Below are 22,967 nucleotides of genomic sequence, written 5' to 3'. Positions count from 1 at the left end.
CGGCGTGGTCCAGACCGCGATCACCGCCGCGAAGCTGTTCCAGTAGCGGCGGCCGCCCATCGGCGGTTCTGGATCGGCTCCACCGCCAGGACCGCCGCCACCGCCGCCGCGGCCACCCCGAGCACCAGGAGGTCGGTGGTCGCCCGGGCGGCGAGGACCACCCCGGCCACCGCGACCAGCGGCCGGGCGAAGGTGAACGGGCCGAGGATCAGCGCGGTGGCCAGGAACCGGCGGCGCCAGCTCAGCACCGCGTACCCGGCCAGGGCGGCGAGCACGACCGCACCGAACGGCAGGTACAGCGCGAGCGCGGCCCGGCCGGCGCGCTCGTACGCCTCCCACCGTTCCGGGCGGGCCGTGACATGGGCGCGGCGGGCCGACAGGACGCCGTCGTGGCGCGACACCGGCTCGCGCATCCGGGCCCGGTGGAAGACCCACGCGCCGAGCGTGGTCCAGGGACCCGGGTCGATGTCCCAGTGTGCGAATGCCGCGACTTCCAGGGCGCGCTGGGCGGCGAAGAAGCCCGGTAGGGCGGTCGCCGGCAGGTGGTGCAGCAGACCCGAGGAGATGACCACCGTGGCCCGGCCGTCGTCGCCGGCCACCCCCGGGGCGAGCGCGTCGCCGGCCACGAACCGGCAGCGCAGCCCCTCGGCCGCGGCCAGCTCCCCGGCCCGCTCGACCAGCGCCCGGTTCAGGTCGACGCCCACCAGCTCCACGCCCGGGCCCAGCACGCCGTACGCGGCCAGCCACCGCACCACGTAGCCGAGCCCGCAGCCGACATCGACCACCCGGATCGGTTCGCTGCCGCGCGATTGCCGGAAGCGCAGCACCCATTCGGCGACGCGGCGGGGGAGCTGGAGCTCCTCGCCGAGCCGCTGAAGTTCACAGTGGACGCGAATCTGCAGGGCGTCGATCTCGCCGGCGACGAGCACACCGTCGCGGGCCGGCAGCTTCCGGGCCAGGCGCGCGGCGCGGCGCTGCCCGCCCTTCTCGAGCTGGGCGATCACCGCTTCCCGGCGCACCGGCAGCCGCTCGCCGGAGACCGGGTCGGCGGCCCACAGCAGGTCCGTCAGCTCGTCCACAAAGATCATCATCGGCCGTCCGTCGAGAAAACCGCGAAAAGTTTCGCAGGCATTACGTATTGATGTCATGGGAGCGCTCCCATAGTCTGGGGCTCACGCGGAGGTCAGCGACAACGATCGATCCCCGCGCCGGAAGTTCGTTCCCCTCGGCACGCCTGCCCCGGGCGTCGCCATGTCTTCCAGGAGCGCTTGCGCATGAGTCCACGTCCCCACACGCTGGTGCGAGGCCTGACGGCCGCCACCGCGATCACCCTCCTCACCGGCGTCGGCATCGCCGTCGCCGCGCAGAACGCCAGCGCCGCCGCGGGCTGCCGGGTCAACTACACGGCCAACTCGTGGAGCACCGGGTTCACCGGCAACGTCCAGGTGACCAACCTCGGTGACCCGATCTCCAACGGCTGGACCCTGACCTGGGCCTTCGCGGGCAACCAGCGGATCACCCAGGGCTGGAGCGCCACCATCGCCCAGAGCGGGCAGAACGTCACCGCCACCAACCCGTCCTGGGCCGCCAGCCTGGGCACGAACGCGTCGGCGACGTTCGGTTTCAACGCCGACTACTCGGGCACGAACGCGAACCCGACCTCGTTCTCGCTCAACGGCACGGCCTGCACCGGTTCGGTTCCCACCACCCCGCCGACCACGCCGCCGACCACCCCGCCGACGACGCCGCCGACGAGCCCGCCCACGAGCCCGCCGACCAGCCCGCCGCCGGTCGGCACCAAGGCGGACAACCCCTACGCCGGGGCCAAGGGCTACGTGAACCCGGAGTGGAAGGCCAAGGCGGACGCCGAGCCCGGCGGCAGCCGGGTCTCCAGCAACCCGACCGCCGTCTGGCTGGACCGCATCGCGGCCATCGAGGGCACCACGGGCAGCAGCTCCAACGGCAGCATGGGCCTGGAGGACCACCTGGACGCGGCTCTCGCCCAGGGCGCCGGCTACATCCAGTTCGTCATCTACAACCTGCCCGGCCGGGACTGCTCGGCGCTCGCCTCCAACGGTGAGCTCGGCGTCAACGACCTGCCGCGCTACAAGAGCGAGTACATCGACCCGATCGCGGCGATCCAGTCCCGGGCGAAGTACGCCGGCCTGCGGATCATCAACGTCATCGAGATCGACTCGCTGCCGAACCTGATCACCAACACCAACGTCGCGACCTGCGCCACCATGAAGTCCAACGGTGGCTACGTGCAGGGTGTCGGCTACGCCCTGAACAAGCTGGGCGCGATCGGCAACGTCTACAACTACGTGGACGCGGCGCACCACGGCTGGATCGGCTGGGACACCAACTTCGGCCCGACCGCCGACATCATGCTGCAGGCCGCCCAGGCGTCCGGCAACGTGAAGAACGTGCACGGCTTCATCACCAACACGGCGAACTACTCGGCGCTGACCGAGCCGTACTTCACCATCAACTCCACGGTGAACGGCACCTCGGTGCGGCAGTCCAAGTGGGTCGACTGGAACTTCTACGTCGACGAGCTCTCGTTCGCCCAGGCGTTCCGCACCAAGCTGGTCTCGGTCGGCTTCGACTCGGGCATCGGCATGCTGATCGACACGTCCCGCAACGGCTGGGGCGGCGCCAACCGGCCCACCGGGCCCAGCACGGCCACCACCGTCGACGGCTTCGTCAACGGCTCCCGCATCGACCGCCGGATCCACGCCGGCAACTGGTGCAACCAGTCGGGCGCCGGCCTCGGCGAGCGCCCGAAGGCCGCACCGGCCTCCGGCATCGACGCCTACGTCTGGGTCAAGCCCCCGGGCGAGTCGGACGGCTCGAGCTCCCTGATCCCGAACAACGAGGGCAAGGGCTTCGACCGGATGTGTGACCCGACCTACACGGGCAACGAGCGCAACGGCAACAGCGCGACCGGTGCCCTGGCGAACGCGCCGATCTCCGGCGCCTGGTTCTCCGCTCAGTTCCGCGAGCTGATGGCCAACGCCTACCCCGCTCTCTGACCCTCTCCCAGACGGACGGCCCGGTCGGTTACCACCGACCGGGCCGTCCGGCCGTCCCCCCGCCGCACGCCGCGCGGCGCTAGCGTGTCCGCGTGGGCACCGACAGATGGGCGAGCTGGCTGCTCCGGCACCGCGACGGCGGCTCGGCGGGCCTGCGCGCGCAGTTCGCCCCACAGCTGACGGATTATCGCGACGGGGTCCTGGACCGCGCGACGATCACCCCCGGCGACACGGTGCTGGACGTGGGCACCGGCACCGGCCTGATCGGGCTCGGCGCGCTGGAGCGGGTGGGCCCGCACGGCCGGGTCATCTTCAGCGACGTCTCGCCGGCCCTGCTCGACGAGTGCCGCCGGCAGGCCGACCCGGACCGGTCCACATTCGTGCAGGCGGTGGCCGACGACCTCAGCCCGATCCCGGACACCTCGGTCGACGTGGTGACGACCCGCTCGGTGCTGATCTACGTGGCTCGCAAGCCGGCGGCGTTCGCGGAATTCCACCGGGTGCTGCGCCCCGGCGGCCGGCTGTCCATCTTCGAGCCGATCAACAGCTTCCCGGTCCGTACCGGAAGGAACACCGTGCTGGGCCTGGACCCGGCGCCGATCGCCGACCTGATCACGAAGATCCGCGCGGCCTACGCCGCGGCCGCGCCGGCGGCCGACCCGATGCTCGGCTTCGACGAGCGCGACCTGGTGCGCTGGGCGGACGAGGCGGGCTTCACGGGGGTACGGCTGGACTACCGCGCGGAGATCGAGGTGCCGGGGCTCCCGATCACGGACTGGGCGGCGGTGCGGCGCACGGCCCCCAACCCGCTGGTCCCGACGTACGGGAAGGTGCTCGACGCGGCGTTGACACCGGGGGAGCGGGAGCGCTTCGACGCCTACGTGGAGTCGCAGACGGCCGTACCGACCCGGCACACGATGGCGACGGCCTACCTGAGCGGGACCCGGGCCGGTTGAGGCCGCGCCTGCGGTCGCACTGAATAGGACTTTTCGGGTATATAGGGTGGGTTGGTGTGATTCGCTGACGCGCATGTGGATCTTCATCCGTCGGGGTGGCGGGGTGGTCGCGGCGCTTGCTCTCGTGGCGCTTGGGCCTGCGGCGGGTGCAGCGGCCGGGTCTGGGGCCGGGATGGCGGCCGGGTCTGGGGCCGGGGTGGCGGCCGGGTCTGGGGCCGGGATGGCGGCCGGGTCTGGCGTGGACGTCGTGCGGGCCACCGAGGCCGCGATCGTCCGTGCGGCAGGGCTGGTGCCCCGGACGCCCTCCGCGATGTCGGGTCCGGTGGTCGGTTCGGGTGCTGCGGAGGCCTGGGCGGTGCCGGGGCGGTCTGCCGGGACGTCGGGCCCGGAGGCGGGGTCGGGTGCCGCGGACCTGGGCCCGGTGCCATCTATCGGGGTGTCGGGTGTGGCGGTCGGTTCGGGTGCTGCGGAGGCCGGGCCGGTGCCGGGGCCGTCCGCCGGGATGTCCGGCCCGGGGTTGGCCGCTGTGCCGGTGCCTCGGCCGGGGCCGTCCGCCGGGATGTCCGGCTCGGGGTTGGCCGCTGTGCCGGTGCCTCGGCCGGGGCCGGCTGCCGGGATGTCCGGGCTGGTGCTTCGGCCGGGTGCGGCGGAGGCCGGGCCCGGGTCCGGGCTCACCGCCGTCGGCGGCGGTCATACCTGTGCCGTTGTGCGGTATGCCGATCTCTGGTGCTGGGGCGCCGGCGACCGGGGCCAGCTCGGTGTCGGCGGCGCCCGTGGATCCGCGCGGCCGATTCGGGTCAGCGCGAGCGGTGGGCTGGCCACGGCCGCCGGACTGCTCGCCGTGCACGCGGGCCGGGTGCACACCTGCGCGCTCACCCTGGAGTACGCCGTCATGGGGCTGGTCGCCTACTGCTGGGGCGGCAACGACGAGGGGCAGCTCGGGGACGGCAGCTTCGCCGACCGGGCGCGGCCCGCGCAGACCGCCGCCGGGGTGGTGCAGGTCGTCACCGGGGCCGAGCACACCTGCGTGCTGGCCGTCGAGCTGACCGTGTCCTGCTGGGGCCGCAACAACGCCGGTCAGCTGGGCCGGGGCACGCTGGGCACCAGCGAGGCCAACCCCGAGCAGGTGCCCGGGCTGGCCGGCATCGTCGACCTGGCCGCGGGGGACGACGCCACCTGCGCGCTCGACCAGGGCGGCAAGGTCTGGTGCTGGGGTTCCGACGCGGACGGCCTGCTCGGGGACGGCGGCGGGGCCGGTGCGCCCGCGTCCGGTCCGGTTGCGGTCCGGGGCGGGCCGTACACCGAGATCAGCCTCGGCGGCCGGCACGCCTGCGCGCTCGGGCCACGGGCCGCCGCGTACTGCTGGGGTGCCGGGGGCCGGGGGCAGCTCGGCCGGGCCGGGGACCGTTCCGCGCCGGGGCGGGTCGGTGGGCGGGCCTATGCCGGGTTGCGCGCCGGCGGCGACTCGACCTGCGGGATCACCACCGGCGGGGAGGCGTACTGCTGGGGAGCCAACGACGGCGGGCAGCTCGGCGTCGGTGACACCGCCGACCGGGCCCGGCCCGCCGCGGTCGACCGGACCCGGATCCACACCTCGACACCCGCCCGGCTGCTGCTCGGGCATCCGGCCCCGCTGCTCGCCGACCTCTCGGTCGGCGCCCGGCGCAGCTGCGGGGTGGACGCCTCGCTGGCCGTCTACTGCACCCGGGACGGCGTGCTCAGCGCCGTACCGTTGGCTCCGGGTCCGGCCACCGCCGTGCGGGCCGCAGCGAGGCCGGGTGGTCTGCGGGTCAGCTGGGCCGCACCGGCCGCGACCGGGGCCGACCGGATCGCCGCCTACGTGGCCGTGGCCTTCACCGGCCGGAGCCTCGACGAGGGCCGGACCTGCACCGCCCGGCCGGCCCACGCCTGCACGGTGACAGGCCTGACCGGCGGCAAGCGGTACACGGTGGTGGTGGCCGCGGTCAGTCACGGCGGGGTGTCGTTCAGCGCGCTGAGCCACGGCGTCCCGCGGGCCGCCGGCGCGGGGCTCCCGATCACCGGGCCGGGCCCGGTCGCGGCGTTCGGTGTTGCCCTGCTCACGGTCGGTGGGGCGTTGTTGCGGGGGTCCCGTTCGGTAGGCTGCCGCCACTGGTTCCGAGGTGCGGTTCCCTCCGGGCCCGGCGACGACGACGCGACGGCCTCGGTGACCCGGGCCGGGACGGGAGCGACGGATGGGTGAGATCGGCCTGCGCGCGGTGCGCGACGACGACCTCGACATGATCTACGACCAGATGCGCGATCCCGTCGCGGTGCGGATGGCCGCGTTCACGGCTGAGGACCCCGATGACCGGGCCGCCTTCGACGCGCACTTCGCGCGCCTGCGCAGCGACCCGGAGATCCTGATGTTCGCGGTCACGGTGGACGGCGAACTGGCCGGAACGACGGCCGCCTTCCCGATCGGCGACGACACCGAGATCACCTACTGGCTGGACCGCTCCTGGTGGGGGCGGGGCATCGCCACCCGCGCCGTGGAGCTGCTGGTCGACCTGGTGCCGGTGCGGCCGATCACGGCCCGGGCGGCCAGCGACAACGCCGGCTCGCTGGCGGTGCTGCGCAAGGTGGGCTTCCGGCCGGTCGGCAAGGAGATTGCGTACGCGACGGCCCGCGGCACGGAGATCGAGGAGACGGTGCTGCGCCTCGACGGGCCGTGACGGATGGATGCCGGTGCCCCACCGTGACGGCGGGACACCGGCATCCGGCCCCTCGGAAATGTCAGCGCGTCAAGAAGGTCAGCTCTTCTTGAAGAAGCGGTACACCGCCGTGTACGGCACCGCGGCCGTGGCGCCCGCGGTGCAGGCGGCAGCCGGTGCCACGCCGCCGACCGTGTCGAGGCGCTGGATGAAGGTGACGTCGCCGAAGACGCCGGGCCCGCGGCTGAGCTTGGCCGTGACCAGCAGCTGCGGGATGCTGTTCGGCGTGGCCGACGGCGCGGTCACCGGCGACATGCCCTCGACCAGCGAGCCGTCGTCGGGCGACTCCCAGCTCGGGCCACGGAAATGCAGCGCCGAGGCCGCCTTCACCGGGTTGAGGGTGATGCCGACGAGGGTCGCGGCCGGCTCGATCAGGGCCCACTTGGCATCCGTGCAGCCGTAGATCTGCACGCCCTTGGCCTTGAACACGGAGGTCAGCGCGTTGCCGGCCGGGGGAACCAGGTTCGCCGGCACGGTGCTGGCGCCACCGAGGAAGCGATCCGCCGCGGTGGCAGGGGTGGCTGGGGCGGGCTTGTCGTCCGCGAAGGAGACACCGGCGGAAATGCCGACGAGGGCCAGCGTGACCGCACCGACCCCGGCCGCGATCCGGACAGACTTGGTCTTCAAGAATCCTCCACAGTAGGGGTTTACGCCCGACCCACCCTAGGGCTACTGTCCGCGACGGTCTCTTAACTGCGGCCTAAGTCTTGCGCAGGTTTACCCCAGAGAGTTGTGGAGGAAGATCGCCTTCCGTTCCGGTGTGCTTTCGGTTGGCCGGGTCCGTGCAGTTGGCCGGGCTCGTGCAGTTGGCCGGGCTCGTGCAGTTGGCCGGGCTCGTGCAATTGGCCCGGCCTGTCTAGTTAGCCTGGTATGTGCGGTTGGCTGAGCTTTGTTCAGTTGGCCGGGTAGAAGCCTGTCGGGAGCTGGCTGCTGTGCTTCGGCGCCCGGCTGCGCATCCGCAACCGCAGCAGCAGGCCGACCCCGAGGAAGACCAGGATGCCGCCGACGATCAGGCCCGCGCCCAGCAGGCTCGGCGTCCCGCTGTCGCTGCCGGCGGCCGGCACTGCCGCGACGTCCTCCTCGGTGCTGGTGGGCTCCGGCTCGGCGGTCTCCTCGTCCGTCGCCGACTCCTCCGGCGCGGGGGAGGACTCGCTGGGCGACGGGCCGGCCTCGGGGCTCGGCGACTCCTCGGCCTCCTCGCCCGCCACCTGGCTGCGCGAGCTGGCCTCCTGCAGCAGGGTGCGGCCGGCGTTGAAAGCCTGCGCCCGGAAGGTGACCCGGCCCGAGTCGGCGTCCTCGTCGAAGCCGATCCGGTACCGCGCCGTCACGGTACGGCCACGGCACAGCTGGCCGGGGTCGAGCTGCACGTCGGTGATCCGGGCCGAGTCGTCGCCGGCGTTCTGCACCTGGATCGGGAAGTCGCCGTTGTCCTCGATCCGGGCCACCTCCACCTCGTCCAGGTCCGGTCCGTCCACCGCGATGAGCAGCGACCAGCGCACCTTTTGGCAGCGGTTCTGCTCGCTCGAGGCGACGACGGTGACCGTGCGCGCGCCGTCCCCGGCGGTGAAGGTCTCGGGCAGCTCGGTGATGTCCACCTGGAACCCCGGCTCGACGGCGGCGGCCCGCCCGGGCAGGATCAGGGTCGCGGCCCCGATGGTCAGAACGGCGGACAACAGAGCAGCGCGATGCCGCACAGCAATCATCTCCTCACGCAAAGGCGTCAACGAGCACGCACGTGAGGTAGTTCGGAGGAGCCGGGCGAAAGGTTCAGCCCGGACCGGGGATTCCACCGGGGATAACACTTTATTTTTGCCTTACCCCCAGGTTTCCAGGTCGTATCTCCCCAGGTCAGTGTCCTTCCGGGCGAGATCGGTAGCATGCTCGCGCAAACTTGCCCGCAAAGAACTTCCCGAACGTTCATCCGATCCCTCGCCGCACACGTAGATGGGGGAGGGCAGGAGACCGGCTTTCACGCACCGTGACGAAAGGCAGGCCGCCGGTAAACCGGCCCGACAGTAACGAGCGCGGGGCATCCCCCACGGATGCCGGCGTCCCGACCGCCCAGGACGGACGCCCTGCCGCTGCGGAGAACGAGGAGTTATGGCCCGGACGAAGATGAACCAGCGATCCGCCAGTCGTGTGGACGTCCCGATGAGCGCTACCGGCGGCCGAACACCGCCGTCGATGATCACCTTCGCGGTGCTCGGCGTCTCGATCATCGCCGCGATCTGGGCCGCCGCGATGCTCACCCCGGCGGGTCAGATGGGGTACGTGTACGTCTTCGCGTACACCGAGTTCTACGTGGGCGTCGTGTCGCTCGTGTCGCTCTCGATCACGATCATGGTGGGACTGGTCGCCACCGACCGGCTGGTCCTGTCGATCCGGCAGCGGGTGCTGCTGCAGTCCGCGCACCGCACCACCGGTGTCATCGCGGTCGTCGCCCTCTTCTTCCACGTCTGGACGAAGGTGGCGGTGGGCAAGGTCGGGGTGATGGCGGCGTTCGTGCCGTTCCTCGCGCCGTACAAGACGATGCTGATCGGCTTCGGCGTCCTCTCCGGCTACATCATGGTGATGGTGATGTGGACCGGTATCGCCCGGTCGCGCTTCATCGGCAAGGGCAAGCCGTGGATGTGGCGCGGCATCCACGCCATCTCGTACCTGATGTGGCCGATCGCCCTGCTGCACGGCCTCGGCGCCGGCCGTCCGGCCGCGGCCTGGGTCGTGGTCTCCTATATCCTGTGCATCTTGATGGTGCTCGTCGGCCTGGCCGTCCGCCTGTCGGTGCGGTTGAACCGCCGCAAGGACTTCGCGTCGCAGGCCGGCACCGGCACCGGCAAGATCCAGCCGGTCGGCAAGCTGGTCCCGACCACGACCCCGAGCATCAAGGGCCGGGGCAAGAGCCGCCGCGACGACGCGGTTGTCGCCGACGGGTCGGCAGCCCTGCAGACGTGGGCGCCCGCCGCCCGCGCCACGGGCGCGCCCCCGCTGGTCGAGACCCCCGCCAAGCCGGTCAGCGCCAAACCGGCCATGGTCGAGCCGGCCATGGCCGAGCCGGAGCCGGAACGCCGCCCGCGCCGCGGCGTCGACGACGAGGAGCGGGTCCGCCGCCGCCGCGACTTCGACGACGCGCCCACCCAGCGCTGGGAGTTCGAGGAGGACGAGCTGCCGGCGCCCCGCTCGCGCCGCTACGCCGAGGAGGACGCCCCGGCGCCCCGTCAGCGTCGCGCGGCCGCCGCCGAACGCTTCGACGAGCCGACCCGCGCCATGTCGCGCCGGGCGCTGGACGAAGGGCTGCGCAGCTACGAGGACGAGGACGAGGTGCCCGCGCCGCGCAGCCGCCGCCGGGCCGGCGACCCGTACGTGGAGGACGCCGCGCCGCGCTCGCGCCGCTACGCCGGCACCGAGTTCGAGGAGCCCCCGGCCCGGTCCCGCCGCTACGCCGGCACCGAGTTCGAGGAGGAGCCCGCGGTCCGCAGCCGGCGCTACGCCGACGAGGAAGACCTGCCGGCACCCCGCGGCCGGCGCATCGTCGAGGAAGACCTGCCGGCGCCCCGCAGCGGGCGCGTCGTCGAGGAGGAAGCGCCGCGTTCCCGGCGTTACGCCGCCGACGATGAGGTCCCGGCCCCGCGGCAGCGCCGTTACGTGGAGGACGACCGGTACGAGGAGGCGCCGCCACCGCGGCGGCGGTCCGGCCGCTACCCCGACGAGGAACCGCCGAGGCCGACGCGCTCCTCGCGGTACACCGATGAGAGCGAGACTGCGCCCCGGACCCGGCGCGACCGGGGCGCCGACGTCGACAGCGCCGACTCGGGACGGCACAGCCGCAGTGAGTTCGTGGACCTGGCCGGCGACCCGCGGGCCACGGTCGGCCCGGACCTGGAACCCGACGAGACGCCGACCCTGGTCGACATGGCGTCCCGCCGGGCCCGCCGGGCAACCCAGCAGGAACCCGCCCGAACGGCGAGCCGGGGGGCTCGCCGCGGCACCAAGGGCAGAGCGGACGAATCGGCTGACGACGTGTACTGGCGTCAGCTGCGAGGGGAAGCACAGTGACTGAACGCGCCACCGACCGGTACGCGCGCCGCGCAGCCGGCCACACCGCCGCCCGCGGTGGTGCCCCGGCTCTCGCTCCGGCCCGCTCCGGCCGGTCGCAGAGCGGGGCGCCGCGGGGCGGTGCTGCGCCGGTTCTTGCTTCGGTCCGTTCCGGCTGGCTGCGGAGTGGGGTGCCGGTTCTTGCTTCGGTCCGTTCCGGTCGGCTGCGGAGTGGGGTGCCGGTTCTTGCTTCGGTCCGTTCCGGTCGGCTGCGGAGTGGGGTGCCGGTTCTTGCTTCGGTCCGCTTCGGTCGGCTGCGGAGCGGGGCGTCGCGGTGAGCGCCGATCAGGTTCCCCCGGTCACCAGCATTGGGACGCCGCGGATCACGGCCGGCTTCGACGAGTACGGCCGCCTCGACCTGATTGCGCACCAGGAGGTGCACGGCGGCTTCGCGGCGCTGTCCAGCGGCGAGTTGATCGGCCTCGCCGACCGGATCGAGCTGCGGGGCCGCGGCGGCGCGGGCTTCCCGTTCGCTCGCAAGGTCCGCGCGGTGCTCGACTCCTGCCAGCGGCAGGACCTGCCGCCGGTGATCGTCGTCAACGCCACCGAGGGCGAGCCGCCGTCGTGGAAGGACAAGGCCGTGCTCACCCGCGGCCCGCACCTGATCCTCGACGGCGCGGCGCTGGCCGCCGCCGCGCTCGACGCCGAGGAGATCGTGATCGGCATCGCCGACGACGGCATCGGTCAGGAGTCGCTGGCCGCGGCCCTCGCCGAGCGGCGCATGCCGGTGCCGACCCGCATCGTCACCGTCCCGCACCGGTTCATCTCGGGCGAGGGCGGCGCGCTGGTCCGCGGCATCAACGGCGAGGCGCACATCCCGCCCGGCCGCAAGGTCCGCTCCAGCGACAACGGCGTCGGCGGGCTGCCCACCCTGCTCTCCAACGCCGAGACGTACTCGCAGCTCGCCATCGCGGCCCGCCTCGGCCCGTGGGAGTACAACGCGGTCGGCATCCCCGAGGAGCCCGGCACGGTCATGCTGACCGTGGGCGGCTCGGCCACCGCGCCCGCCGTGGTCGAAGCGCCGACCGGCACGCCCCTGATGGACGTGCTCACCATGTGCGGCGCCGACATCGGCCCCGGCCTGCTGGTGGGCGGCTACCACGGCAAGTGGATCACCGCCGAGGCGGCGAAGACGGTCACCATCTCCCGCAAGGGCTTCGCCAAGGTCGGCGGCACGCTCGGCGCCGGCATGTTGATCCCGATCGGCTCGTCGACGTGCCCGCTGGGCGAGGTCGCGCAGGTGACCCAGTACCTGGCCGGCGAGTCGGCGGGCCAGTGCGGCCCGTGCCGGCTGGGCCTGCCCGACCTGGCCCGCGCGGTGACCCTGGTCGCGCTCGGCGGCAGCGCGCTGGAGAACGTGCGCCAGGCGGCGGGCGTGGTCAAGGGCCGCGGCGCGTGCAGCCACCCCGACGGCACGGCGCGGTTTGCGCTCTCGGCGCTCGAGGTCTTCGCCCGCGACGTGGAGCTGCACGCCAATGGTGAGGGCTGCGGGAAGCAGGTGCGCGGAATCCTGCCGCTGCCGTACCACACGGATCAGGGCGCGCGGAAGCTCGCGGTGGACTGGTCCCGCTGCGACGGTCATGGCCTCTGCTCGGCGGTGGCACCGGAGATCATCCGCCTCGACGCGAACGGCTTCCCGGCGTTCCCACAGACGCCACTGCCGCCGTGGCTCGAGAACGGCGCCCGCAAAGCGGTCAACGTGTGCCCGGCGCTGGCGCTGCGGCTGACGGAGGCGGTCAAGAAGTGATCACTCCCAAGGTGTTGTCCGTGGTGATGGCTGGGGCGCTGGCGGTTGTGCTGGCCGGATGCGGGTCGACGGGCGCGCCGGTTGGCGCTCCACCTGCCGCCGCCCCGCCTGCCGCCGACCCGGCGGCTTCGGCGGTGGCTGGTGCTGTCGGGGGCGCTGCGGTGCCGGCGGCGTTGAAGTTCACGGGTACGACCGTGGACGGCAAAGCATTCGACGCGGCGACCATGGCGGGCAAGCCGACGATCCTGTGGTTCTGGGCGCCGTGGTGCGCGACCTGCGCGAGTGAGGCCATGTCGATCTCCGATCTGCAGGACGAGTACGCGGGTCGGCTGAACATCCTGGGCATCGCGGGCATGGGCGAGAACAAGGACATGCACGAGTTCGTGTCGGACCTGGAGGTGGGCACGGTGCCGCACCTGGACGACAAGCCGGGCAAGCTCTGGAAGAAGTTCGGCATCACGGAACAGAGCACCTACGTGATCCTGGACCGGGCGGGGCAGATCGTGACGACCAGTTATCTGGACGATCTGCAGCTGACCAACAAGGTCAAGTCGCTGGTGGCTTGAGCGGTGTTGGCCACGCTGCTGCTCGCCTTGACCGCGGGGATGCTGGGGGCGGTCAATCCTTGCGGGTTTGCTCTGCTGCCGGCTTATTTGTCGGTGCTGGTGGTGGGTGACCGGCCGCGGGGTTCGGGTGGGCGTGGATCTCCTGCTGGCTCCTCTTCTTCCTCGGCTGGCTTGCCATCCGCGGTCGGGTCGTCTCCCTCGGCAGGGCCATTGTCTTCGGTCGGGTCGTCTTCTTCGCCTGGGTCGTCTTCCTCGGGCGGGTCAGCTACGGCTGGCTTGCTTTCCTCGGCCGGGTCGCCCTCGCCTGCCGGATCAGCCTCTTCGGTGGGGCCGGCGGGCTTGCCCACCTTGTCGGGGTCGTCCTTTCCGTCTGGCGTGGCTTCCTCGTCCTCGTCTTCCTTGATGGACTCGTCGTCATTGACTGCCCGGGCCGCGGTCTCGCCCGGTGCCGTCGGCGGCGAGTCGCCGACGGCACTTGCTCCCGTCAGCCGGGCGTCGCGCTCTGCGGGCTCTCCTGGCGGTGACGCCGGCGATCCGCGGGCGACTCTTGCGGCCGTCAGCCCGGTGGCGCACGCTGCAGGCTCCCCGGGTGATGTGGCCGGCGATTCTCGGGCGACTCTTGGCGCCATCAGCCGGGCGCTGCGCTGCACTGTCGCCCTGACCGTCGGATACGTCGCGGTCTTCGGTGCGTTCGGGCTGGTGCTCGCCCCGCTGACCAGCCGGCTGCTGCCGCGGCTGCCCTGGCTCACGGTCGTCTTCGGGCTCGGTCTGCTGGCGATGGGCGTCTGGTTGCTCGCCGGGCGGTCACTGCCGTCGCCGGGCAAGGGCATGCGCGCGCCCCGCCTGACCGGCTCTTCCGCGTCGATGGTTCTCTTCGGCATGGCCTATGCCGTCGCGTCGCTCGGCTGTGCGATCGGACCGTTCCTTGCCATCGTCGTCTCCAGTCTGCGCGCCGGGTCGATCGCCGAGGGCGTCGCTCTGTTCGTCAGCTACGCGGCCGGGATGGGACTGGTCATCGGAGTGACCGCGCTGGCCGTCGCTCTGGTCCGGGTCTCCGCCGTGTCCCGGCTGCGCCGGGCGGCGGCTTTTGTGCCCCGGATCGGCGGTGCGGTGCTCGTCGTCGCCGGAGCGTATGTGGCCTACTACGGATGGTATGAGCTGCGTCTTGTCAAGGATCTGAGGACTTCCGGGCAGGATCCGGTAGTGAATCTTGCCTCGAATGTCCAGCGCGAGTTGAGTGGTGTGGTCGGACACCTCGGTGCGGGGTGGTTCGTGCTGTTGCTGACCGTCATGGTCCTGGCAGCGCTCCTCCTGTCCCGGCGCCGTCGTACCTCAGTGGGGAGTTGATCGTGGACACCGCGTACCGCGTGAGTCCACTGCGCCGGGGCGACCCGGAGCGCCTGGGCGAGTACTGGCTCACCGGCCGGCTCGGCTCGGGTGGGATGGGAGTCGTCTACCTGGCGACCGACCGCGACGACAACTTCGTCGCGATCAAGTTGGTGCACGCGACCCTGGTCAACGACCCGGAGTTCCGTGGCCGCTTCCGCAGCGAGGTGGAACGTGCCCGGCAGGTGCCGTCGTTCTGCACGGCCGAGGTGCTCGACGCGGACCTTGACCACAACCCGCCGTACCTGGTTGTCGAGTACGTCGACGGGCCGAGTCTGGGCGAGGTGGTGGAGGAACGCGGCCCGTTGCGCGAGGCGGCGCTGCACTCGCTGGCGGTCGGGGTGGCCACGGCGCTGACCGGCATCCACGGCGCCGGCGTGATCCACCGAGACCTGAAACCGGACAACGTGCTGCTCGCGCCCGGTAGCCCCAAGGTCATCGACTTCGGCATCGCCCGGGCCTTCGAGGCGACGAGCCAGCACACCCGCACGGACCAGATGGTGGGGACGGTCGCCTACATGGCACCCGAACGCTTCTCCTCCGAGCCGGGCACCCCGCTGACGGCGGCGGCGGACGTGTTCGCCTGGGGCTGTGTCGTCGCCTACGCCGGCACGGGCCAGACACCGTTCCACGGCGACTCGCCCCCGGCGACCGCGGCCCGGATCCTCACCCAGCCGCCCCACCTGAATGGGTTGCCGGAGTCGTTGCGGGAAATCGTCGCCCTCTCGCTGTCGAAGGACCCCGAGGAGCGGCCGACCGCCCGCGAACTGCTCGACATGCTGCTGGGCGACCGGCCGGGACCCCGCCTTGCCGCTCGTCAGCGAGCCACGGTGACCGGCGCGGCGCCCGTCCCGGTGTCGCCGGCAGCTGGCGGATATTTCGAGTCCGCAGACGAGCCCTACGACTCCTACACTTCTGCTGCGCCCCAGGAAGTCGACCGCTCCTATGGCCCCTCCTATGCCTCTGGTTCCTTCTCGACCGATCACGAGGTTGGGCGACCGCGTGGTCATCGGATGCTTGCCGTGCTTGCCATCCTGCTGGTGGTCGCCGGCGTCGCGACCGTGGCGCTCGTGCTGAACGCGCAGGGACGCGCCGGGAACCCGCTGACCACCGGATCGCAGCGCGGTGGTGGGGCCGCCGCCGGTGCCGAGCAGTCCCCGGAGCAGGGGGGTGGCGCACCCTTGCAGAACAGTGCGCCGCCGACGACCCCGGCCGACTATGCGAGCGACGACGAACTGCCCGGCGCCGATGCCACTCGCTCGCCGGTGGAGCCCGGCAGGGGCGAGCTGATCATCGAAGACGAGCTGACGCAGCCCGGCCAGTGGCTGGACAGCGAGATCCGCGAACAGAACGCGAACTGTTTCACCCGGGGCGTGATGCGCGTCGCGCGGGTGGACGCCGGCACCTACCAGTGCGTCGGCCCGGACGAATCGATCGTGGACGACTTCGGGGTGGAGGTGTCCACCGTGCTGCAGTCGGCGGGCAGCTGCGCTGCGATCTGGTTCCACTGGGATCCGAAGCGAGGCGGACAGGTGCTGCGGGTCTGTCAGGAGGAGATGTCGGTGGTCGCGGACACGCCGAACGACCGTGAGGTCTACGGACGGATCCCGCTGGACGAGCGGATCGAGCTGCGCCAGGCGACCCGAATCCACCTCGTGGTCCGCGACGGCCAGGCGCAGGTGTTCCGCGACGGCGACTTTGCGGGCGCGGTGCGGCTGCCGAAGGGCGGCCCGGACAAGGGCCAGGTGCTGCTCGGCATGAGCGTCGGAGCGGTCGACGCGGATCCGCCCTATGTGGTGACGTTCTCGAACGTGAAGATCCGGTCCTTCTGACACGGTCCGCCTCGCCTTCTCCGGTCTCTTGCGGCCGGCCGCCGTTCTCGTGATGCGTGGGTAGTCGTTGGTCGGGCCTCACGGTGGCGGGCCTGAGATGGTGTCCTCGGTGCCGCGTCGTCGGCGGACAAGGCGAGTGATCATCCACGCCGTGACGCCGCAGACCGTGCCGACGGCGAGCCCGGTGAAGAGGCTGCTCAGTACCGTCGCGCTGCGCAGCAGGACCTCCTCGGTCCCGGCCGGTAGCCGGCCTTCGAGGTTTCCGCCGAGCCGTGGTGGGTCTCCCGCCGAGCCGCGGCTCCAGAAGATGGTGTGCACCGCCGCGAGACAGATGCCGTAGATCCCGCCGGCGGCAAGCAGCGCGGGGAAGGGATTGCCGGCCAGCCGCACCGCCACGACGGCCCACAGAACGAGGGGCCGAACACCAGCAGGATGGTGACCGGGCCGTCCTCGGTCACGATGCCCAGGTCGTGCAGCACCGCTCTGGGCGCGGGGAGCAGGCCGAGCACCATGATGAGCCAGGCGGGGAGCCCGAGCCGGTGAGGTCTGTGCGTCATGACGGCGACGGTACGGAGCCCTCGGCGTGAGTGGATCCCGCAGGAAGCGACAAGAGGTGTCGCTTTCCGGCGTACACCCGGCCCGCAAGCCGCTCCTACGATCGGTGCGTGGACAGCACTCGGAGAAGGTGGGCGGACGCAGCCGTCGCAGTGGGCGTGGCTGCGGTGCTCGCCGTGGTCGTTTCGGCAGATCAGGGCGGCGGGGCCGGATTCGCCGCCTACCTGTGGGCCGCTGCCCTGGGCGCGCTGATGTTCTGGCGGCGCCGATATTCGCGCACGGTTCTCGCCCTGACGATCCTGGGCCTGTTCGTCTACTACGCGGAGGGGTTCCCGGCGATCGGGGTGGCGGTGCCTGTCGCCGCCGCGTTGTATGCGGCCGCCGAGGCCGGTCATCGCGCCGCGGCTGTCATCGGCGCCACGACGGTGCTCGCGGTGTCGGTCACGTTCCGGCTCCTGGAGGGCCAGGACTTCCGCTACGTCGTGCTCTACGAAGACGTCGGCCACGCGGCGCTGATGACCGCAGCGATCATGCTGGGGGAGCTGGTCCGGGCGCGCCGGCGCATCGACGCACTCACCGAGCAGCAGATCACCCTCGAGGCGGAACGGCGGCTCAGCGCGCACAAGCAGGTCCTGTCCCGGGACCTGCACGACTCGATCGGGCACACCCTGACCGTGGCGGCGATCCACACCAGCGTCGCCCAGCAGGAGGTCCGCCGGCATCCGGACGCGGCCGCGGCAGCGCTCGACCATGTTTCGGAGGCGTTGGCGCAGGCGCTCGACGAGCTGCGCGCCACCGTCCGGGAACTGCGCGCCGGCCCGCAGCCCTCGCTGCGAGACGTGGAGTCACTCGCCGAGACGGCCCGGGCGGCGGGCTTCCACGTGCGCACCCGGATCGAGCCGGTCGACGAACCCGAGGTGTCGGCCGCGGCATACAGGCTGGTGCAGGAGGCCGTCACCAACGCGTTACGGCACTCGGACGGCTGGCGGATCACGGTCGACGTATGGCACGCGAGCGACAAGCTGAACGTCCGGGTCGAGAACGACGGTGCGCCGGTTGCGGCGGCGGAGGACCATGCCGGTCTCACCGGTCTGCGTGAACGAGTCGGAGCGCTGGGCGGCCATCTCGACGCCGGCCCGGCAAAGCGCGGCTGGCACGTCAACGCGACACTCCCACTCGTCCGCCGCCGACCGCGGGTCGGCACCGCGCTGCTCGAAGTCGACGATGTCCAGGAGGCCAGCAGCTCGGCGCCGCAAGCCGGGTGGCCCACGGATCAGCCGGATGGCGGTGCATTTTCGGACGGCGGTGCACTTTCGGACGGCAGTGCACTTCCGCACGGCGGTGCACTTCCCGACAGCAGCGACCTTCCGGACGGCAGAGACCCTCACCAGGGCGCCGCTCTCCCGCACGGGAGCACCCGTGACTGACCGGACCATCCGCGTCGTCCTGGTCGACGACCAATCCCTGATCAGATCAGGTATCGCCACGCTGCTGGCCGGCGACGACGACAACACCGGCCGCTCCATCGAGGTCGTCGGCGAGGCTTCCGACGGTGCCGCGGCGCTGCCGCTGATCCGCCGCATCCGGCCGGACGTCGTCCTCATGGACATCCGCATGCCGGGGACCGACGGCATCGAAGCCACCCGGCAGATCCGCGCCGATCCCGTCTGCCGGGCGTCGGTTGTTCTCATGCTGACCACCTTCGACACCGACGAGGACGTGCTCGACGCCCTGCGAGCCGGCGCGGACGGCTATCTCCTCAAAGCCGCGGTGCCGTTCCGGCTGCGTGCGGCGGTTCGCGCCGCCGCGGACGGTGAGCCTGTTCTTTCGCCGGCGGTGGCTCGGCAGGTCATGGCCCACGCGGCCTCGACCGCTCGGCCGGAACCCGATCCTCGGCTGGAGCGCCTCACCGTGCGGGAGCGCGAGGTTCTGACCGCCTTGGCGCAGGGCGAGGACAACAGCACGGTGGCACGGGCTATGCGGCTGAGCCCGGAGACCGTGCGCACCTATGTCAGCCGTCTGCTGGCCAAGCTGGGGGCCACGAGCCGGGCGCAGCTCGTGGCCATCGCCCATCGCAGCGGCCTCTCGCGGCGGTGACCCACCGATGTGGACATTGCGAGGTTCTGCCCCGGACCGCCGGATTAAGCATTGGCTTAGGTTGCCGTTGACAGCTAGATCAGGTGGCTGCCCATACTGCGACATGCAGGTTCCGGCACCCTTCGAGTACGCACGCGCCACCTCCGTGGACGACGCCATCGGGCTCATGGAGCGCTACGGCGACACCGCCCGGCTGGTCGCCGGCGGACACAGTCTGCTGCCCATGATGAAGCTGCGGCTCGCCAACTTCGAGTACCTCATCGACATCAATGATCTTCGTGGTGAGCTCGGGTACATCGCCGTCGAGAGTGATCAGGTTCGCGTCGGGGCGCTCACCCGGCATCGTGAGCTGCTCGAGTCCGATGCGCTCGCCGCCGTGCTGCCGATCTTCCGCGATGCCGAGCGGGTCATCGCCGATCCCACGGTGCGCAACCGGGGGACCCTCGGCGGTTCGCTCTGCCAGGCCGACCCCTCCGAGGATCTGTCCGCTGTGTGCACGACGCTCGGCGCCAGTTGCGTGATCCGTGGCTCCGGCGGCACCCGGACGGTCACCATGGAGGACTTCCACCGCGGGCCGTACGAGACTGCGGTCGCCGACGGTGAGATTCTGCTGGAGATCCGTATCCCGGTTCGGGAGCGCGGCGGGAGCGCCTACGAGAAGGTTGAGCGCCGGGCTGGTGACTGGGCCGTGGTCTCCGCCGGCGCCGCTGTCTGGCTCGGCGCCGACGGTCTTGTCGCCGACGCCCGCGTCGGCCTCGCCGCGGTCGGCCCGAACACCACCGGCATCCCGGCGATCTCGGCCGCGCTGCGCGGCAACCCGCCGTCCGAGGAGTTGTACGCCCGGGCCGGCGAGATCGCCGCCGAGAGCTGTGAGCCCGTCACCGACCAGCGGGGCAGCGCCGACTACAAGCGCCACCTCGCCAAAGAGCTCACCGTCCGTACCCTGCGCCGCGCCGTGGCGCGCATCGCCGAGAGAGGCTGAGCATGCAGGTCTCGATGACCGTCAACGACGTCGAAGTCACCGAGGAGATCGAGGGGCGGCTGCTGCTCGTGCACTTCCTGCGCGACCATCTCGGGCTCACCGGCACCCACTGGGGCTGCGACACCAGCAACTGCGGCACCTGCGTGGTCTGGCTCGACGGCGAGCCCGTCAAGTCGTGCACCGTGCTCGCCGCGATGGCCGGCGGCCACGAGGTCCGTACCGTGGAGGGCCTGGCGAAGGACGGCAAGCTCGACCCGGTCCAGGAGGGTTTCATCCAGTGCCACGGGCTGCAGTGCGGTTTCTGCACGCCCGGAATGCTGATGACGGCTCGCGCCCTGCTCGACCGCAACCCCGATCCCACCGAGTCCGAGATCCGCGAGGCCATCTCCGGGCAGATCTGCCGGTGCACGGGCTACGCGTCGATCATCCGGTCGGTGCGCTGGGCGTCGGTCCACGAAGCGGCCGAGGCCCAGGGGGCGCCGCAGGCTCAGGAGGTGTCGTCATGACCGCCGTGCAGGACGCCGGCCGGCTCACCACGTTCGAGGACAACGACCAGAAGCCCGTCGGGCACGGCCGGATGCTGCGCAAGGAAGATCCGCGGCTGGTCCGGGGCCGGGGGCGCTTCACCGATGACATCCGGCTGCCCGGGATGCTGCACCTGGCCATCCTGCGCTCACCGTTCGCGCACGCCCGGATCGTCAGCATCGACACGTCCGCCGCCGCGGCACTGCCCAAGGTCAAGGCCGTCGTGACCGGCGCCGACCTGGCCGCGCAGGGGCTGGCCTGGATGCCGACGCTCTCCAACGACGTGCAGGCCGTGCTCGCCACCGACAAGGTCCGTTTCCAGGGCCAGGAGGTCGCGTTCGTCGTCGCCGAGGACCGGTATGCGGCCCGCGACGCCCTCGAGCTCATCGACGTCGAGTACGACGTGCTCTACCCGGTCATCGACGTGCGGCAGGCGCTCGCGCCGGGCGCCCCGGTGATCCGCGACGACCTCGACGGCAAGGACAACAACCACTGTTTCGACTGGGAGACCGGCGACAAGGCCGCCACCGAGGCGGTGTTCGCCGCCGCTGACGTGGTCGTCAGCCAGGACATCGTCTACCCGCGGGTGCACCCGGCGCCGATGGAGACGTGCGGCGCGGTCGCCGACTACGACGCCGTCGAGGGCAAGCTCAAGCTCTGGTCGACCACCCAGGCCCCGCATGCCCACCGCACGCTCTACGCGATCGTCGCCGGCCTGCCCGAGCACAAGATCCAGGTGATCTCGCCGGACATCGGTGGTGGCTTCGGCAACAAGGTCCCGATCTATCCCGGCTATGTCTGCGCCATCGTCGCCTCGATCGTCACCGGCAAGCCGGTGAAATGGATGGAGGATCGCTCCGAGAACCTGATCAGCACCGGCTTCGCCCGCGACTACATCATGCGCGGCGAGATCGCCGCGACCCGCGACGGCAAGATCCTCGGCATCCGCACGGATGTGCTCGCGGACCACGGCGCCTTCAACGGTACGGCCGCGCCGGTCAAGTATCCGGCCGGCTTCTTCGGTGTCTTCACCGGCAGTTACGACATCGAGGCCGCGTACTGCTCGATGACGGCCGTGTACACCAACAAGGCCCCCGGCGGCGTCGCGTACGCGTGCTCGTTCCGGATCACCGAGGCCGTCTACCTGGTCGAGCGGATCGTCGACTGTCTCGCCGCCGAGCTGGGCATGGACCCCGCCGAGCTGCGCCTGAAGAACTTCATCAAGCCCGAGCAGTTCCCGTACACGACCAAGACCGGCTGGGTCTACGACTCCGGCGACTACGAGCCGACCATGCGCCTGGCCATGGACATGGCCGGCTACGCCGAGCTGCGCAAGGAGCAGGCGGAGAAGCGGGCCCTCGGCGAGCTGATGGGCATCGGCATCGCCTTCTTCACCGAGGCCGTCGGCGCGGGACCGCGCAAGGACATGGACATCCTCGGGCTGGGCATGGCGGACGGCTGCGAGCTGCGGGTGCATCCGACCGGCAAGGCAGTGGTACGCCTGAGCGTGCAGTCCCAGGGCCAGGGCCACGAGACGACGTTCGCGCAGATCGTGGCGGAGGAGATCGGCATCCCGCCCGCCGACATCGACGTGGTGCACGGCGACACCGACAACACGCCGTTCGGGCTGGGCACGTACGGCAGCCGGTCCACCCCGGTGTCCGGGGCCGCCGCCGCGCTGGTCGCGCGCAAGGTCCGCGACAAGGCGCGGCTGATCGCCTCGGCGATGCTCGAGGTCTCCGTGGCCGACCTCGAATGGCAGAAGGGGTCCTTCCAGGTCAAGGGCGACCCCGGCAAGTCCGTCACCATCCAGGACATCGCCATGCGCGCGCACGGCGCCGGCGACCTGCCCGAGGGCATGGAGGGCGGGCTCGAGGCGCAGATCTGCTATAACCCGTCGAACCTGACCTACCCGCACGGCGCCTACATCTGCGTGGTCGACATCGACCCGGGGACGGCGCAGGTCAAGGTGCGCCGGTTCATCGCGGTCGACGACTGCGGCACCCGGATCAACCCGATGATCATCGAGGGTCAGGTGCACGGCGGGCTCACCGACGGCGTCGGCATGGCGCTGATGGAGATGATCGCCTTCGACGAGGACGGCAACTGCCTCGGCGCGTCGCTGATGGACTACCTGATCCCCACCGCTCTTGAGGTGCCCGACTGGGAGACCGGCTTCACGGTCACCCCGTCGCCGCACCACCCGATCGGCGCCAAGGGCGTCGGCGAGTCCGCCACCGTCGGCTCACCACCCGCCATCGTCAACGCCGTGGTGGACGCGCTCGCGCCCTTCGGCGTCCGCCATGCCGACATGCCGCTCACCCCGTCCCGGGTCTGGGACGCGATGCGCGGCGTGCCGCAACCGCCGATCTGAGGTGCGTCATGACCGCCCGCACCGAACCACGCCCGACCAATGCCGATGACGGCCGTGCCGGTGCGGGCGGGATGGGCATGACGAGGGA

18 protein-coding genes are annotated in these 22,967 nt (G+C 71.7%); 14 read left to right on the top strand and 4 right to left on the bottom strand.

The window, feature by feature from the left end; all coding sequences use genetic code 11:
- Positions 1 to 20 precede the first annotated feature (20 nt).
- Positions 21 to 1,091 carry a class I SAM-dependent methyltransferase gene (locus ACIBQZ_RS05675; protein WP_396087264.1) on the bottom strand — a complete coding sequence of 357 codons (1,071 nt, stop codon included), beginning with the start codon at positions 1,089 to 1,091 and terminating at the stop codon, positions 21 to 23.
- Positions 1,092 to 1,274: 183 nt separating this feature from the next.
- Here ACIBQZ_RS05675 and ACIBQZ_RS05670 point away from each other — a divergent pair, with 183 nt between their 5' ends.
- From ACIBQZ_RS05670 to ACIBQZ_RS05655, 4 genes are all read left to right on the top strand, one after another.
- A complete protein-coding gene (locus tag ACIBQZ_RS05670) occupies positions 1,275 to 3,035 on the top strand; it encodes a glycoside hydrolase family 6 protein (protein ID WP_396087263.1) in 1,761 nt (586 codons plus the stop codon).
- Positions 3,036 to 3,127: 92 nt separating this feature from the next.
- Positions 3,128 to 3,991, top strand: a complete 864-nt coding sequence (locus ACIBQZ_RS05665) for a methyltransferase domain-containing protein (RefSeq protein WP_396087262.1) — start codon at positions 3,128 to 3,130, stop codon at positions 3,989 to 3,991.
- A 706-nt stretch (positions 3,992 to 4,697) separates the two neighbouring features.
- Positions 4,698 to 6,212: a fibronectin type III domain-containing protein gene (locus ACIBQZ_RS05660; protein ID WP_396087261.1), complete on the top strand. Its 1,515-nt coding sequence runs from the start codon at positions 4,698 to 4,700 to the stop codon at positions 6,210 to 6,212.
- Positions 6,205 to 6,684, top strand: coding sequence for a GNAT family N-acetyltransferase (locus ACIBQZ_RS05655; RefSeq protein WP_396087260.1), 480 nt, complete (start codon positions 6,205 to 6,207; stop codon positions 6,682 to 6,684). Before ACIBQZ_RS05660 ends, ACIBQZ_RS05655 begins: the two co-directional genes overlap by 8 nt.
- Before the next feature lie 78 nt (positions 6,685 to 6,762).
- Here ACIBQZ_RS05655 and ACIBQZ_RS05650 read toward each other — a convergent pair whose 3' ends face one another.
- Positions 6,763 to 7,350, bottom strand: coding sequence for a DUF3455 domain-containing protein (locus ACIBQZ_RS05650; RefSeq protein ID WP_396087259.1), 588 nt, complete (start codon positions 7,348 to 7,350; stop codon positions 6,763 to 6,765).
- Between the two features lie 266 nt (positions 7,351 to 7,616).
- Positions 7,617 to 8,396, bottom strand: a complete 780-nt coding sequence (locus tag ACIBQZ_RS05645; RefSeq protein ID WP_396087258.1) for a hypothetical protein — start codon at positions 8,394 to 8,396, stop codon at positions 7,617 to 7,619.
- A gap of 478 nt (positions 8,397 to 8,874) precedes the next feature.
- Between ACIBQZ_RS05645 and ACIBQZ_RS05640 the strand changes: the two genes are divergently transcribed.
- From ACIBQZ_RS05640 to ACIBQZ_RS05620, 5 genes are all read left to right on the top strand, one after another.
- Entirely contained in the window at positions 8,875 to 10,776 is a 1,902-nt protein-coding gene (locus tag ACIBQZ_RS05640; protein ID WP_396087257.1) for a translation initiation factor III, read from the top strand.
- A gap of 313 nt (positions 10,777 to 11,089) precedes the next feature.
- A complete protein-coding gene (locus ACIBQZ_RS05635; protein WP_396087256.1) occupies positions 11,090 to 12,562 on the top strand; it encodes an NADH-ubiquinone oxidoreductase-F iron-sulfur binding region domain-containing protein in 1,473 nt (490 codons plus the stop codon).
- A gap of 26 nt (positions 12,563 to 12,588) precedes the next feature.
- On the top strand, positions 12,589 to 13,128 hold the full coding sequence (locus ACIBQZ_RS05630) for a TlpA family protein disulfide reductase (RefSeq protein WP_396087368.1): 540 nt from the start codon (positions 12,589 to 12,591) through the stop codon (positions 13,126 to 13,128).
- Positions 13,129 to 13,692: 564 nt separating this feature from the next.
- A complete protein-coding gene (locus ACIBQZ_RS05625) occupies positions 13,693 to 14,475 on the top strand; it encodes a cytochrome c biogenesis CcdA family protein (RefSeq protein WP_396087255.1) in 783 nt (260 codons plus the stop codon).
- Positions 14,476 to 14,477: 2 nt separating this feature from the next.
- Positions 14,478 to 16,346, top strand: a complete 1,869-nt coding sequence (locus ACIBQZ_RS05620; protein ID WP_396087254.1) for a serine/threonine protein kinase — start codon at positions 14,478 to 14,480, stop codon at positions 16,344 to 16,346.
- A gap of 78 nt (positions 16,347 to 16,424) precedes the next feature.
- On the opposite strand, the gene ACIBQZ_RS05615 is transcribed toward ACIBQZ_RS05620, so the two are convergent.
- Entirely contained in the window at positions 16,425 to 16,742 is a 318-nt protein-coding gene (locus ACIBQZ_RS05615; protein WP_396087253.1) for a hypothetical protein, read from the bottom strand.
- 269 nt (positions 16,743 to 17,011) lie between these two features.
- On the opposite strand from ACIBQZ_RS05615, the gene ACIBQZ_RS05610 reads away from it, so the two are divergent.
- The 5 genes from ACIBQZ_RS05610 (at position 17,012) to ACIBQZ_RS05590 (ending at position 22,879) form a co-directional block, all read left to right on the top strand.
- The gene (locus ACIBQZ_RS05610) at positions 17,012 to 18,328 is read left to right on the top strand and encodes a sensor histidine kinase (RefSeq protein ID WP_396087252.1); all 1,317 of its coding nucleotides are present in this window, start codon (positions 17,012 to 17,014) and stop codon (positions 18,326 to 18,328) included.
- On the top strand, positions 18,321 to 18,998 hold the full coding sequence (locus tag ACIBQZ_RS05605; RefSeq protein WP_396087251.1) for a response regulator: 678 nt from the start codon (positions 18,321 to 18,323) through the stop codon (positions 18,996 to 18,998). Before ACIBQZ_RS05610 ends, ACIBQZ_RS05605 begins: the two co-directional genes overlap by 8 nt.
- Before the next feature lie 103 nt (positions 18,999 to 19,101).
- On the top strand, positions 19,102 to 19,980 hold the full coding sequence (locus ACIBQZ_RS05600) for an FAD binding domain-containing protein (RefSeq protein ID WP_396087250.1): 879 nt from the start codon (positions 19,102 to 19,104) through the stop codon (positions 19,978 to 19,980).
- 2 nt (positions 19,981 to 19,982) lie between these two features.
- The gene (locus ACIBQZ_RS05595; RefSeq protein WP_396087249.1) at positions 19,983 to 20,486 is read left to right on the top strand and encodes a (2Fe-2S)-binding protein; all 504 of its coding nucleotides are present in this window, start codon (positions 19,983 to 19,985) and stop codon (positions 20,484 to 20,486) included.
- A complete protein-coding gene (locus ACIBQZ_RS05590) occupies positions 20,483 to 22,879 on the top strand; it encodes an aerobic carbon-monoxide dehydrogenase large subunit (protein ID WP_396087248.1) in 2,397 nt (798 codons plus the stop codon). The genes ACIBQZ_RS05595 and ACIBQZ_RS05590 overlap by 4 nt, the downstream gene beginning before the upstream one ends.
- Positions 22,880 to 22,967 lie beyond the last annotated feature (88 nt).

This window comes from Actinoplanes sp. NPDC049599 (genome assembly GCF_044465625.1).
Lineage (GTDB): Bacteria > Actinomycetota > Actinomycetes > Mycobacteriales > Micromonosporaceae > Actinoplanes.
The sequence above is the reverse complement of the archived record's forward strand: the minus strand, read 5'-3'. Positions and strand labels throughout refer to the sequence as shown.

Coding starts and splice junctions, on each gene's coding strand:
- ACIBQZ_RS05675 (WP_396087264.1), bottom strand. CDS start 1,091: ATGATGATCTTTGTGGACGAGCTGACGGACCTGCTGTGGGCCGCCGAC.
- ACIBQZ_RS05670 (WP_396087263.1), top strand. CDS start 1,275: ATGAGTCCACGTCCCCACACGCTGGTGCGAGGCCTGACGGCCGCCACC.
- ACIBQZ_RS05655 (WP_396087260.1), top strand. CDS start 6,205: ATGGGTGAGATCGGCCTGCGCGCGGTGCGCGACGACGACCTCGACATG.
- ACIBQZ_RS05640 (WP_396087257.1), top strand. CDS start 8,875: ATGAGCGCTACCGGCGGCCGAACACCGCCGTCGATGATCACCTTCGCG.
- ACIBQZ_RS05630 (WP_396087368.1), top strand. CDS start 12,589: ATGGCTGGGGCGCTGGCGGTTGTGCTGGCCGGATGCGGGTCGACGGGC.
- ACIBQZ_RS05600 (WP_396087250.1), top strand. CDS start 19,102: ATGCAGGTTCCGGCACCCTTCGAGTACGCACGCGCCACCTCCGTGGAC.
- ACIBQZ_RS05595 (WP_396087249.1), top strand. CDS start 19,983: ATGCAGGTCTCGATGACCGTCAACGACGTCGAAGTCACCGAGGAGATC.
- ACIBQZ_RS05590 (WP_396087248.1), top strand. CDS start 20,483: ATGACCGCCGTGCAGGACGCCGGCCGGCTCACCACGTTCGAGGACAAC.